Origin of the sequence: Pseudomonas sp. SD17-1, assembly GCF_029201585.1 — a bacterium.
GTDB lineage: Bacteria > Pseudomonadota > Gammaproteobacteria > Pseudomonadales > Pseudomonadaceae > Aquipseudomonas > Aquipseudomonas palmensis.
The window spans coordinates 4,416,298-4,428,285 of record NZ_CP104044.1 but is presented as its reverse complement, the minus strand read 5'-3'; the positions used below and the strand labels follow the sequence as shown (position 1 = coordinate 4,428,285).

The 11,988-nt window shown below is 64.2% G+C and carries 13 protein-coding genes; 4 read left to right on the top strand and 9 right to left on the bottom strand.

Features of this window, described 5'->3' with window-relative positions:
* The first annotated feature begins 48 nt into the window (after positions 1–48).
* Together N0B28_RS20135 and pdxH are read left to right on the top strand one after the other, a co-directional pair.
* Positions 49–1,026, top strand: a complete 978-nt coding sequence (locus N0B28_RS20135; protein WP_054914729.1) for an OmpA family protein — start codon at positions 49–51, stop codon at positions 1,024–1,026.
* Positions 1,027–1,044: 18 nt separating this feature from the next.
* Positions 1,045–1,692, top strand: coding sequence for a pyridoxamine 5'-phosphate oxidase (gene pdxH / locus N0B28_RS20130; protein WP_043862620.1), 648 nt, complete (start codon positions 1,045–1,047; stop codon positions 1,690–1,692).
* Here the strand turns inward: pdxH and N0B28_RS20125 are convergent.
* Positions 1,689–1,925 carry a hypothetical protein gene (locus N0B28_RS20125; RefSeq protein WP_043862619.1) on the bottom strand — a complete coding sequence of 79 codons (237 nt, stop codon included), beginning with the start codon at positions 1,923–1,925 and terminating at the stop codon, positions 1,689–1,691. The genes pdxH and N0B28_RS20125 overlap by 4 nt on opposite strands.
* A 147-nt stretch (positions 1,926–2,072) precedes the next feature.
* Between N0B28_RS20125 and N0B28_RS20120 the strand changes: the two genes are divergently transcribed.
* Positions 2,073–2,537 carry a glycine zipper 2TM domain-containing protein gene (locus tag N0B28_RS20120; RefSeq protein ID WP_043862618.1) on the top strand — a complete coding sequence of 155 codons (465 nt, stop codon included), beginning with the start codon at positions 2,073–2,075 and terminating at the stop codon, positions 2,535–2,537.
* 91 nt (positions 2,538–2,628) lie between these two features.
* On the opposite strand, the gene nhaA is transcribed toward N0B28_RS20120, so the two are convergent.
* The 4 genes from nhaA to N0B28_RS20100 all read right to left on the bottom strand — a co-directional run bounded on the left by nhaA (position 2,629) and on the right by N0B28_RS20100 (position 7,049).
* A complete protein-coding gene (gene nhaA / locus N0B28_RS20115) occupies positions 2,629–3,810 on the bottom strand; it encodes a Na+/H+ antiporter NhaA (RefSeq protein WP_078480555.1) in 1,182 nt (393 codons plus the stop codon).
* A gap of 169 nt (positions 3,811–3,979) precedes the next feature.
* The gene (locus N0B28_RS20110; RefSeq protein WP_043862616.1) at positions 3,980–5,599 is read right to left on the bottom strand and encodes an NAD(P)/FAD-dependent oxidoreductase; all 1,620 of its coding nucleotides are present in this window, start codon (positions 5,597–5,599) and stop codon (positions 3,980–3,982) included.
* A 105-nt stretch (positions 5,600–5,704) separates the two neighbouring features.
* The gene (locus N0B28_RS20105; protein WP_043862615.1) at positions 5,705–6,379 is read right to left on the bottom strand and encodes a membrane protein; all 675 of its coding nucleotides are present in this window, start codon (positions 6,377–6,379) and stop codon (positions 5,705–5,707) included.
* Positions 6,380–6,449: 70 nt separating this feature from the next.
* Positions 6,450–7,049: a short chain dehydrogenase gene (locus N0B28_RS20100; protein ID WP_275728310.1), complete on the bottom strand. Its 600-nt coding sequence runs from the start codon at positions 7,047–7,049 to the stop codon at positions 6,450–6,452.
* 103 nt (positions 7,050–7,152) lie between these two features.
* Here N0B28_RS20100 and N0B28_RS20095 point away from each other — a divergent pair, with 103 nt between their 5' ends.
* Positions 7,153–8,103, top strand: coding sequence for a LysR family transcriptional regulator (locus tag N0B28_RS20095; protein ID WP_275728307.1), 951 nt, complete (start codon positions 7,153–7,155; stop codon positions 8,101–8,103).
* Between the two features lie 33 nt (positions 8,104–8,136).
* Here N0B28_RS20095 and N0B28_RS20090 read toward each other — a convergent pair whose 3' ends face one another.
* The 4 genes from N0B28_RS20090 to livH are packed head-to-tail and all read right to left on the bottom strand — an operon-like array spanning position 8,137 to position 11,779.
* On the bottom strand, positions 8,137–8,838 hold the full coding sequence (locus N0B28_RS20090) for an ABC transporter ATP-binding protein (RefSeq protein WP_043862612.1): 702 nt from the start codon (positions 8,836–8,838) through the stop codon (positions 8,137–8,139).
* Entirely contained in the window at positions 8,839–9,606 is a 768-nt protein-coding gene (gene livG / locus N0B28_RS20085; protein WP_054914726.1) for a high-affinity branched-chain amino acid ABC transporter ATP-binding protein LivG, read from the bottom strand.
* Entirely contained in the window at positions 9,603–10,859 is a 1,257-nt protein-coding gene (locus N0B28_RS20080; protein ID WP_043862610.1) for a high-affinity branched-chain amino acid ABC transporter permease LivM, read from the bottom strand. The genes livG and N0B28_RS20080 overlap by 4 nt, the downstream gene beginning before the upstream one ends.
* Positions 10,856–11,779 (bottom strand): high-affinity branched-chain amino acid ABC transporter permease LivH, encoded by a 924-nt coding sequence (livH, locus tag N0B28_RS20075; protein ID WP_043862609.1) that lies wholly within the window; start codon positions 11,777–11,779, stop codon positions 10,856–10,858. The genes N0B28_RS20080 and livH overlap by 4 nt, the downstream gene beginning before the upstream one ends.
* Positions 11,780–11,988 lie beyond the last annotated feature (209 nt).

Genomic DNA, 11,988 nt, shown 5'->3' with positions numbered 1-11,988 from the left:
GCCTGCGCTGTCGGGTCAAATTTCTTTCATTTTCATGGTGTATCGCTGATGTCTTCACATAAAACCTTAGCTCTCGCCCTGTGCCTGGCCGTGACCGGTTGCGCACAGCACCCTCAGAACGGCTCGGCCGATGGCGGCCATGGCTGGTGGCCCTTCGGCTCCGACAAGGTGGCCGAAAAGGACGTGAAGGATGTGGTCACCGAGAAGGTCGCCCAGGCTGATGCCAAGTCCGAAAGCAGCAGCCGCTGGTGGTGGCCGTTCGGAAACAGCGACAAGGCCCAGAGCCAGGCCCAGGCGGTACCCAAGATCGACGTCAAGGCCACCCAGGCCTGGCTCGACGACTACGAGCCCAAGCTGCGCGAAGCGATCAAGGACAGCAAGTTCGAGCTCGAGCGCCGCGAAGACGTGCTGGTGGTGACCGTGCCGGTCGACTCTTCGTACAACCCTGACCGCCCCGCCATGCTGTTGCCGGCCACCCTCGGCCCGATCACGCGCGTGGCCAAGGTGATCGAGACCGACTCCAAGACCGCCGTGCTGGTACTCGGCCATGCCGACAGCAGCGGCGCAGCTGCTGCAAACCAGAAGCTGAGCCAGGAGCGCGCCCAGTCGGTATCGGCGATTTTCCGCCTCAGCGGCCTGCAGCGTGATCGCCTGATGCTGCGTGGCATGGGGTCGGTGGCGCCGCGCGCCGCCAACGACAGTGTGCAGGGCCGCGCCCTGAACCGCCGCGTCGAGCTGCTGTTGACGCCACAGAACACCATGCTGGCGCTGGTGGCCAAGTACCAGCAGCCGACCCCTAGCCCGGCCGAACTGGTTGCCGTGCAGGACGTCAAGGCGCCGGTCAAGGCCGCTGCCAAGCCCGCCACCAAACCAGCGGCGAAAGCCACTGCGAAAAAAGCCCCGGCCGCCAAGCCGGTGGCCAAGAAGAAGCCGGCTGCAGCCGCTGCCAAGCCGGCCGCCAAGAAAGCCGCCCCGGCCGCGAAGAAAGTCGTTGCCAGCAGCACCAGCCCTGCGAAGACCAACTGATCGTCAAGGAAACGCAGCATGACCCAGACCCTGGCCGATATGCGCCGCGACTACACTCGCGACGGCCTGACCGAAACCCAGGCGCCGGCAGAGCCGTTCGCGTTGTTTCACCAATGGTTCGAGGATGCCGTCAAGACCGAGCAGCCGCCCGTCGAAGCCAACGCCATGACGTTGGCAACGGTGGACGGCGAGGGGCGTCCGCATTGCCGTATCCTGCTGCTCAAGGGGCTGGATGAGCAGGGCTTCACCTTCTTCACCAACTACGAAAGTGCCAAGGGCCATCACCTGCGCGCCAACCCGTTCGCCGCCATGACCTTCTTCTGGCCCACCCTGGAACGCCAGGTGCGCATCGAAGGCAAGGTGGTGAAGGTCACGGCGCAGGAATCCGATGCGTATTACCAGGTACGCCCGCTGGGTAGCCGCCTGGGCGCTTGGGCATCGCCGCAGAGCCGGGTGATCGCCAACCGTGAAGAGCTGCAGGATCTGGTCAAGGCCACCGAGCAGCGCTTCAGCGATACCCAGCCGCACTGCCCCGAGCACTGGGGTGGCTACCGCCTGCTGCCGGAACGCATCGAGTTCTGGCAGGGCCGCCCGAGCCGCCTGCATGATCGTCTCAACTACCGGCTCAAACAGGGTCTGTGGCTGCGCGAGCGCCTGGCCCCTTAACCGGCGCGGTATTCGGCGGCCGCGCGTTCCAGCCAGGCCGCCAATTCCTTGCGTTTGACCTTTTGCGCCCTGGCGCTGTCCAGACGTTGTAGCATGAAGACGCGTTTGTGCTCGTCGTCCCCGGCCAGCGACAGGGCCAGGTCGCGGTCCATCCAGCGCTTGATGCGTACATACAGCCACCCGTGAAAATACAGACCCGCCAGGGTGGTTACGGCGATGATGAAGTAATCCATGTCTATCCTTGCCTGTTGAGTGTTGGGGTCATGGCGGGGATCAAGTGCCTGTACCGACGCTGAATGGAAGCAATTTTATACACCGTGTGTCGTGACAGTGGTCAACGCGCGGAGTCTAATGACTACCTGTCTTCTGGAGATGATCCTATGCGTAAATCAGTTTTGTTGGTGGCGTCGTTCACCACGATGTCGCTGCTGCTTGGCGGCTGTACCTCCAACCTGACCGGCGATTCCTATTCCCGCGATGAAGCCCGTCGCGTGCAACAAGTGCGCATGGGTACCATCGAGTCGCTGCGTCCGGTCAAGATCGAAGGCACCAAGACCCCGATCGGCGGCGGCGCCGGTGCCATCGTGGGTGGCGTGGCCGGCAGCGCGGTAGGCGGCGGTCGTGGCAGTATCGTCGCGGCAGTCATCGGTGCGGTAGCCGGCGGCCTGGCAGGTTCTGCAGCCGAGGAAGGCCTGACCCGCACCCAGGGTGTGGAAATCACCGTGCGTGAAGACGATGGCAGCATGCGCGCCTATGTCCAGCAGGTTCAGCAGAACGAAATCTTCCGGGTGGGCGAGCGCGTTCGCATCATGACCGTGGATGGCACCAGCCGGGTTTCTCACTGAACCTTGTCCTGCAGCCCTCTGGCTATGAGGGCGTGCAAACAAAACCCCGACTCGGCACCGCCGGTCGGGGTTTTTCATTGCCGGTTCGGCATCAACTGCCGACGGCCTTGCGGCTGGCCATGGCGGTTACCGCGTAGCCGATCACCGCTGCCAGGATGGAACCGGTGAGAATGCCCATGCGGTCCATGCCGGCGTACTCGCTGCTGCCCGGCACGAAGGCCAGCGAGCCGACGAACAGGCTCATGGTGAAGCCGATGCCGCACAGGATCGCCACCCCCAGCACCTGGCCCCAGTTGGCGCCACTGGGCAGGGCGGCCAGGCCCAGCTTGATCGCCAGCCACGTCAGGCCGAACACCCCGACGGTCTTGCCCAGCAGCAGGCCGACCGCGATGCCCATCGGCACATGGTGGGTAAAGCTCTCGGCGGTGACGCCGGCCAGCGACACGCCGGCATTGGCGAAGGCGAACAGAGGCAGGATACCGAACGCCACCCAGGGGTGAAGGGCGTGCTCCAGCGCCAGCAGGGGCGACGGCTCGGCGTTGCGAGTGCGCAGCGGGATGGTCAGCGCCAGGGTGACACCGGCCAGCGTGGCATGCACGCCGCTCTTGAGTACGCACACCCACAGGATCAACCCGATCACCATGTACGGCCCCAGCTTGACCACACCCATCCGGTTCATCGCCACCAGTGCTACCAGGCAGGCGGCGGCCAGCATCAGCGACAGGCTGGACAGGGCGCCGGAGTAGAACAGGGCGATGACGATGATCGCGCCCAGGTCGTCGATGATCGCCAGGGTCATCAGGAACAGCTTGAGCGACACCGGTACACGCTTGCCGAGCAGGGCCAGCACGCCGAGGGCGAAGGCGATGTCGGTGGCGGTGGGGATCGCCCAGCCGGCCACGGCGGCGGGGTTGTCCTTGTTGAGGAAGTAGTAGATCAGTGCCGGAACCACCATGCCGCCGATGGCGGCTGCGCCGGGCAGCACGATCTGCGAGGGCCTGGACAGGTGGCCGTCGATGATCTCGCGCTTGACCTCCAGGCCGATGAGCAGAAAGAACAGTGCCATCAGGCCGTCGTTGATCCACAGCAGCAGGGGCTTGGCGATTTGCAGCGCGCCCACCTGGGCCACCACGGGCACGTCGAGCAGGCCGTTGTAGAGGTAGGAGAGGGGGGAGTTGTTTATGATCAGCGCAAGGGCAGCCGCGGCAATCAGCAGCAGGCCGCTGGCTGATTCGAGCTGGAAGAAACGCGTGAATGTGCTGCGTAGAGGCAAGGGTGCTCCTCCATCCTGAAATTCGAAGAGGAACACCCTACCCTGTGGGGATATGCTTTAGAACAAAAACTATATTCTTTTTTGTTATATGCTATTGCGGCTTTTCCGCCAGCAAGGCCAACCCCTGCAGGGGCCGATCTTGCCGGCGAAACGGCCCGCAAGCCCTACCTCAAGCTTCCAGGTCCAGCCCCAGCATGCTGCGCGCCACTGCCTCGGCCACGCGAATTCCGTCCACGCCCGCCGACAGAATCCCGCCTGCATACCCAGCCCCCTCACCGGCGGGGAACAGCCCCTTCAGGTTCAGGCTCTGCAGGCTGGCATCACGGGTGATGCGCAGCGGCGAGGAGGTACGCGTCTCGATGCCGGTCAACACCGCATCGGGCAGGTTGTAACCCTTGATCTGGCGGTCGAACGCCGGCAGTGCCTCACGGATCGCCTCGATGGCGAAGGCCGGCAGGCTCAGCGCCAGGTCGCCCAGGCTCACGCCCGGCTTGTACGAGGGTTCCACGCTGCCCAGGGCGGTGGATGGCTTGCCGGCGACAAAGTCGCCCACCAGTTGCGCCGGTGCCTGGTAGTTGCTGCCACCCAGCTCATAGGCCAGGCTCTCCAGGCGTTCCTGCAGTTCGATGCCGGCCAGCGGGCCGCCCGGGTAGTCCTGCTCGGGGGTGATGCCGACCACGATGCCAGAGTTGGCATTGCGCTCGTTGCGCGAGTACTGGCTCATGCCGTTGGTCACCACGCGGCCCGGTTCGCTGGTGGCAGCTACCACCGTGCCGCCCGGGCACATGCAGAAGCTGTACACCGAACGTCCGTTCTTGGCGTGGTACACCAGCTTGTAGTCGGCCGCGCCGAGTTTCGGGTGTCCGGCATACTTGCCCAGGCGGGCCTTGTCGATCAGGGTCTGCGGGTGCTCGATGCGAAAGCCGATGGAGAACGGCTTGGCTTCCATGAACACGCCCCGCGCATGCAGCATGCGGAAGGTGTCGCGGGCGCTGTGCCCCAGGGCCAGGATCACGTGGCGCGAATGCAGCTGTTCGCCACTTTCGAGTACCACGCCGGTCAGTTGCTCGCCCTCGCTGATCAGGTCGGTGACCTTCTGCTCGAAACGCACCTCGCCGCCCATGGCTTCGATCTGCTGGCGCATGTTCTCGACCATGCCGGTCAGGCGGAAGGTACCGATGTGCGGCTTGTTGACGTACAGGATCTCGTCCGGCGCACCGGCCTTGACGAACTCGTGCAGCACCTTGCGGCCGTGATGCTTCGGGTCCTTGATCTGGCTGTACAGCTTGCCGTCGGAGAAGGTGCCGGCACCGCCTTCGCCAAACTGCACGTTGGACTCGGGGTTGAGTACGCTCTTGCGCCACAGGCCCCAGGTGTCCTTGGTGCGTTGGCGCACCTCCTTGCCGCGTTCGAGGATGATCGGCTTGAAGCCCATCTGTGCCAGCAGCAGGCCGGCGAAGATCCCGCACGGGCCGAAGCCGACCACGATCGGGCGTTCGGCAAGCTCGGCCGGTGCCTGGCCGACCGGCTTGTAGCTGACGTCCGGGGCCGGGGTGATGTTGTGATCGTCGGCGAACTTCTGCAGCAGCTCAGCTTCGTTGCTGGCTGTCAGGTCGATGGTGTAGATGAACAGCAGTTCGGTGTTCTTCTTGCGCGCATCGTAGCTGCGCTTGAACAGCGTGAAGTCCAGCAGCTGGTCGTCGCTGATCCCCAGGCGCTGCACGATGGCTTCGCGCAGGGCTTCGTCCGGGTGATCCAGCGGCAACTTCAGTTCAGTGATTCGTAGCATGACAGGGTCCAGTATCCCGGCCATCAAAGGGCCGGCGGCTTTGCACAAACCGCCAAGTATAAGCTGTTCGCAGGCGCTTAAGGCAGCTTAAACGCGTGCGGCCGGTCAGTCGTTGCGCGAGCCGCCGTAGTAGCCGCAGCCACGCAGGGTCTGGCCGTCGATGCGCAGTTCGGCGCTCAGGTGGCTGACCGCGCCGGTGGCGATGTCCACGCAGCGCTGCGGGGCGACCCACAGGTCGATGCGCTGGCCGTTGGCTTCGGTGCTCAGTGACAGGCGCCCGTCGGGCATCTGTTCTTCCAGGTACGGCACCGCCAACGAGGGCTGGCCTGGGCGGTCGAGCACCATGCCCTGGCCGCTGGCCTTGATGTTCCAGTCCGGCTCATGGCCGCTGGCGCGCAGGATCAGGCGCTTGAAGTTCGGGTCGCTGCAGGCGCTGGAGGAGTGCTCGACGCGGTACAGCTGTTGCACGTCGAGCTGGCCATCATTACCGGCCTGCTGGCTGCCGGCCAGCTTGCCGCGCACGTCGGCGAACAGGGTGCCGGGGGTTGCCGCCAGTGCCGAAGCTTCCTGCAGCAGGCCGGTGTTGCCGGTGTCGCGGACCACGAAGCGGCGGCTCTCCTCGCACGGCTTGAACAGCAACTGGCCGCCAGCGGCGGACAGCTCGCCCTGCAGGCGAGTCATGCCGACGGTGGACACCGTCTCGGGTTTGTCTGCCAGCATCTGGCAACCGGCGAACAGGGGCAGCAGGGCGGCTAACAGCAGCGAAGGGGCGGCACGCATCGGGGGGCTCCAGCATCGGGTCCAGAAAAGTGCCGTCACGTTACGCAGCCTGGGGCGCAATCACAAGGCCCTAGCCCACGTGATAGGTTTGCCCGGTCTGCAGCCCCTCCACGCTCTTGGCGTAGGCCAGCGCCACGTCGGCCGCCGGTACCGGCTTGAAGCCGCGAAAGTAGGGGGCATAGTCGGGCATGGCCTCGAGCAGCACGGTCGGACTGATGGCGTTGACCCGCAGCCCGCGTGGCAGCTCGATGGCGGCGGCGCGCACGAAGGCGTCGATGGCACCGTTGACCAGGCTGGCCGAGGCGCCGGTACGGATCGGGTCGTGGCTGGTGACGCCGGTGGTGAAGGTGAACGAGCCGCCGTCATTGATGAACTCGCGACCGATCAGCAGCAGGTTGACCTGGCCCATCAGCTTGTCGTTCAGGCCCAGGGCAAACCCCTGTTCGTCCAGTTCGTCCAGGGGCGCGAACACCACGTTGCCGGCGGCGCACACCAGGGCATCGAAGCGCCCGGTCTGCTCGAACAGGCGGCGAATCGAGGCACTGTCGCTGATATCGGCCTGCAGGTCGCCGCTGTTGCGACCGACCCGGATCACCTCGTGGCGCTGTTCCAGTTCACGGGCCACGGCCGAACCGATGGTACCGCCGGCGCCGATCAGAATGATTTTCATGGGGCTGTTCCTCGCGTGTGGGGTGAGGTTTCAGTCTAGGGTGGATTTTTGCGTGAATAAGCCTGCTAATAGGCAACCTTTGGTTTTCATGCGGAAACAATCCATGAGCGAGCTGGACGATCTGGCGGCCTTTGCGGTGTTGATGGATGCGGGCAGTTTTACCCTGGCCGCGGAGCAGCTGGGCTGGAGCAAGGGGCAGTTGTCCAAGCGCATCAGCCAGCTGGAGAGCAGCCATTCGGTCAAGCTGCTGCACCGCACCACGCGGCGCCTGAGCCTGACTGCCGCGGGCGCAGCGCTGCTGCCCCAGGCCCAGGCGCTGGTGCGCCAGGTGACCCAGGCGCGCCAGGCGCTGTCGCGGCTCAAGGATGACCTGTCGGGCCCGGTGCGGGTGACGGTGCCGGTGTCGCTGGGTGAAACCTTCTTCGAAGGCCTGCTGCTGGAGCTGGGCAACCAGTACCCGCAGTTGCAGATCGAACTGGAACTGGACAATGCCTACCGCGACCTGCTGCGCGACGGCTTCGACCTGGCCATCCGACAGATCCCGGGCAATGACGAGCGCCTGGTGGCGCGGCCGCTGCTGGCCATGCAGGAGCTGACCTGCGCCAGCCCGGCGTACCTGGAGCGCCACGGCACGCCGACCACGCCGCAGGCGCTGGCCGAGCATCGCTGCCTGCTCAACAGTCATTACAGCGGACGCGAGGAATGGCTGTACCACCAGCAGCATGAATTGCTGCGGGTGCAGGTGGCGGGGAATTTTGCCAGCAATCACTACAGCCTGTTGAAGAAGGCGGTGCTGGTGGGGGCGGGGGTGGCGCGGCTGCCGTCCTACATGTTGCATGCCGAGCTGGCGGACGGGCGCTTGTGCCGGTTGCTGCGCGATTACCAGACACGCAGTACGCCGTTGTTCCTGGTGCACCCGTATCAGGGCGGGATGCCCAAACGCGTGCAGGTGGTGGCCGATTACCTGGTGCGCTGGTTCAAGCGTGGCAGCCAGGCGCTGGGTGCGTTGCCGGTACCGGCCCCTTCACCGACAACGCCGGCTCCTGCACTGTAGGAGCCGGCGTTGCCGCCGAAGGGGCCGTCTGGTTCAGCCCCCCAGGTACGCGTCGCGTACTTTCGGGTCGGTCAGCAGCGCTTCACCGGTGCCCTGCATCACCACCCGGCCGTTCTCCAGCACATAGGCACGGTCGGCGATCTTCAGGGCCTGGTTGGCGTTCTGCTCCACCAGGAACACCGTTACACCATCCTTGCGCAGCTGTTCGATGATGTCGAAGATCTGCTGGATGATGATCGGCGCCAGCCCCAGTGACGGTTCGTCGAGCAGCAACAGCTTGGGCTTGCTCATCAGCGCACGGCCGATGGCGAGCATCTGCTGCTCGCCCCCGGACATGGTGCCGCCACGCTGGCTGAAGCGCTCCTTGAGCCGCGGGAACAGGTGCAGCACCTTGTCCATCTGCTCTTGGTAGTCGCCCTTGTCGGTGAAGAACCCGCCCATGGCCAGGTTCTCCTCCACGGTCAGGCGTGCGAACACGCGCCGACCCTCGGGCACCACGGCAATGCTCTTGCGCATGATCTGCGCCGAACTTTGCCCCACCAGCTCCTCGCCCATGTAGCGGATGCTGCCGCTGTGGGCCTGGGGCGACCCGCACAGGGTCATCAGCAGGGTCGACTTGCCCGCGCCGTTGGCGCCGATCAGGGTGACGATCTCGCCCTGGCGAATCTCCACGTTGACGCTGTGCAGCGCCTGGATCTTGCCGTAGAAGGTGGAAACGTTTTCGAACTGCAGCATTTACGCTTCCCCCAGGTAGGCTTTGATCACTTCGGGGTTGTCCCGGATCTGTTGCGGGGTGCCATCGGCCAGCGGCGTGCCCTGGTTGATCACCACGATATGGTCGGAAATGCTCATGACCAGCTTCATGTCGTGCTCGATCAGCAGCACGGTCACCCCGTGTTCCTCACGCAAGGTGCCGATCAGCGCCTTGAGGTCTTCGGTCTCTTTCGGGTTCAGGCCTGCCGCCGGCTCGTCGAGCATGAGGATCCGCGGGCGGGTCATCATGCAGCGGGCGATTTCCAGCCGGCGTTGCTGACCATAGGCCAGGGTGCCGGCGTTACGGTTGGCGAACTCGACCAGGTCGACCTTTTCCAGCCAGTACTGCGCGTACTCCATCGCCTCGTGCTCGCTGCGACGAAAGCCCGGGGTCTTGAACAGGCCGGCGAAGAAGTTGGTGTTCAGGTGACGGTGCTGGGCGATCAGCAGGTTTTCCAGCGCGGTCATTTCCTTGAACAGGCGCACGTTCTGGAAGGTACGCACCACGCCCTTGCGGGCGATCTCGTGGCCGGCCAGGCCCTGGATGGGCTGGCCGTCGAGCAGGATGCTGCCGCCACTGGGCTTGTAGAAGCCGGTCAGGCAGTTGAACACGGTGGTCTTGCCGGCGCCGTTGGGGCCGATCAGTGCCACCACTTGTTTTTCCTTGACGGACAGGGCCACGCCGTTGACCGCCAACAGGCCGCCGAAGCGCATGCTCAGGCCGCTCACTTGCAGAATTTCGCGGCTCATCGACGCAGCTCCATGTGTGGACGTTGCATAGGCAGCAGGCCCTGCGGACGCCAGATCATCATCAATACCATCAGGGCACCGAACATCAGCATCCGGTATTCACTGAAGTCGCGCATCAGTTCGGGCAACAGGATCATCACGATGGCCGCGAGGATCACGCCCAGCTGAGAGCCCATGCCGCCGAGCACGACAATGGCGAGGATGATCGCCGACTCGATGAAGGTGAACGACTCCGGCGTCACCAGGCCCTGGCGCGCGGCGAAGAAGCTGCCGGCAAAACCGGCGAAGCAGGCACCGAGGGTGAAGGCCGAGAGCTTGATGATGGTCGGGTTCAGGCCCAGCGCACGGCAGGCGATCTCGTCTTCGCGCAGCGCTTCCCAGGCGCGCCCGATCGGCATGCGCAGCAGGCGGTTGATCACGAACAACGCGAGCAGGGCCAGCAGCAATGCCACCAGGTACAGGAAGATCACCTTGTTGATCGAGTTGTATTCCACCCCGAAGAACTCGTGGAAGGTCTGCATGCCTTCAGCCGCCCTGCGCTCGAAGCTCAGGCCGAAGAACGACGGCTTGGGAATGTTGCTGATGCCGTTCGGGCCGCCGGTGAGGTCGGTCAGGTTACGCAGGAACAGCCGGATGATCTCGCCGAAACCCAGGGTCACGATGGCCAGGTAGTCACCGCGCAGGCGCAGCACCGGGAAGCCCAGCAGGAAGCCGAACGTGGCCGCCATCATCCCCGCGATGGGCAGGCACACCCAGAAGCTCAGGCCGAAGTAGTGCGACAGCAGCGCATAGCTGTAGGCGCCCACGGCGTAGAAGCCCACGTAGCCCAGGTCGAGCAGGCCCGCCAGGCCGACCACGATGTTCAGGCCAAGGCCCAGCATCACGTAGATCAGGATGAGCGTGGCGATGTCGACCGCACCGCGCGAACCGAAGAACGGCCACACCAGGGCAACCGCGATCAGGCCCAGGATGATGTAGCGCTGGGTACGCGGCAGGGTCAGGAAGTTGCTGACCTTGGGCGATATCAGTGCACCCCGGGGGGCGGACCGCATCATTGCGCTCCATTGCTTGTCGAACAGCACGCGCAGGAACATCAGCACCGAGCACACCACAATCACGCTAAGGGCCAGGGGCCCCTGGCCATGCACCTGCAGGCTGATACCGACGATGCTGAGTTTCAGGCCAAGTACCGGGAATGCCACGGCCCAGACCAGCAAGGCGCTGAAAAACGCCGATTTGAGATTTCTGCTCATACTTTCTCGACCTCCGGACGGCCCAGGATGCCGGTCGGACGGAACAACAACACCAGAACCAGAAGACCGAATGCCACCACGTCCTTGTACTGGTCACCGAAGATATCGGCGCCAAAGGCCTCGGCCACGCCCAGCACCAGCCCGCCGAGCATGGCGCCCGGAATGCTGCCGATGCCGCCCAGTACCGCCGCGGTAAAGGCCTTCAGGCCCACCAGGAAGCCGGCGTTGGGGTTGATCACGCCGTACTGCATGCTCAGCAGTACCGCTGCCACGGCCGCCAGGGCCGCACCGATCACGAAGGTCAGGGCGATGATGTTGTTGGTGTTGATACCCAGCAGGTTTGCCATCTTGATGTCTTCGGCACAGGCGCGACAGGCGCGGCCCAGGCGTGAACGCGAGATGAACAGGGTCAGCCCGGTCATGGCCACCAGGGTGACGACGAAGACCAGGATCTGCATGTAGGAAATCAGGACTTCCTCGGCGCCGCCCGGCCCGAAGGAGATGCTCCCCGGAATCAGGTTGGGGATCGACTTGTCCTTGGAATCCTGGGCAAGCAAGACAGTGTTCTGCAGGAAAATCGACATGCCGATGGCAGAGATCAGCGGGATCAGCCGGTTGCTGTTGCGCAAGGGGCGGTAGGCGACCCGTTCGATGCTGTAGCCATAGGCGCTGGTGACCACGATGGTCGCGATGAACGCGGCGGTCATCAGTATCGGCAGTGAGTCGATGCCCATCATGGCCAGCCCGGCAAGGGCGATGAAGGCCACGTAGGAACCGATCATGTACACCTCGCCGTGGGCGAAGTTGATCATTCCAATGATGCCGTAAACCATTGTGTAGCCAATGGCTATCAAGGCATAGGTGCTGCCAATGGTCAGGCCATTAACCAGCTGTTGGAAGAAGTGATAGATCTCAGGCATTACAGCGCTCCTAAAAACCCGATACGCATTTCACTGGTGGGCTTGCGCCCGTCCCGGCTTGTGGTCTGAGGCCACTTCGCACGGGCACTGCCAGCGAACCGCTGGTGACGGTTTTAAGATTTTCAGGTGAACCTGCTCCCGGATCGCGGGAATCAGGCCCATGAACCTCGTAAAACAAAGCCCACTGCTCGCACAGTGGGCTTGTAGTC

Bases quoted from the DNA above. Each gene is read 5' to 3' on its own strand.
- livH (WP_043862609.1), bottom strand. From the start codon at position 11,779: ATGCCTGAGATCTATCACTTCTTCCAACAGCTGGTTAATGGCCTGACC.
- N0B28_RS20080 (WP_043862610.1), bottom strand. From the start codon at position 10,859: ATGAGCAGAAATCTCAAATCGGCGTTTTTCAGCGCCTTGCTGGTCTGG.
- N0B28_RS20090 (WP_043862612.1), bottom strand. From the start codon at position 8,838: ATGCTGCAGTTCGAAAACGTTTCCACCTTCTACGGCAAGATCCAGGCG.
- N0B28_RS20110 (WP_043862616.1), bottom strand. From the start codon at position 5,599: ATGCTACGAATCACTGAACTGAAGTTGCCGCTGGATCACCCGGACGAA.
- N0B28_RS20135 (WP_054914729.1), top strand. From the start codon at position 49: ATGTCTTCACATAAAACCTTAGCTCTCGCCCTGTGCCTGGCCGTGACC.
- N0B28_RS20125 (WP_043862619.1), bottom strand. From the start codon at position 1,925: ATGGATTACTTCATCATCGCCGTAACCACCCTGGCGGGTCTGTATTTT.
- N0B28_RS20095 (WP_275728307.1), top strand. From the start codon at position 7,153: ATGAGCGAGCTGGACGATCTGGCGGCCTTTGCGGTGTTGATGGATGCG.
- N0B28_RS20105 (WP_043862615.1), bottom strand. From the start codon at position 6,379: ATGCGTGCCGCCCCTTCGCTGCTGTTAGCCGCCCTGCTGCCCCTGTTC.
- pdxH (WP_043862620.1), top strand. From the start codon at position 1,045: ATGACCCAGACCCTGGCCGATATGCGCCGCGACTACACTCGCGACGGC.
- N0B28_RS20120 (WP_043862618.1), top strand. From the start codon at position 2,073: ATGCGTAAATCAGTTTTGTTGGTGGCGTCGTTCACCACGATGTCGCTG.
- livG (WP_054914726.1), bottom strand. From the start codon at position 9,606: ATGAGCCGCGAAATTCTGCAAGTGAGCGGCCTGAGCATGCGCTTCGGC.
- N0B28_RS20100 (WP_275728310.1), bottom strand. From the start codon at position 7,049: ATGAAAATCATTCTGATCGGCGCCGGCGGTACCATCGGTTCGGCCGTG.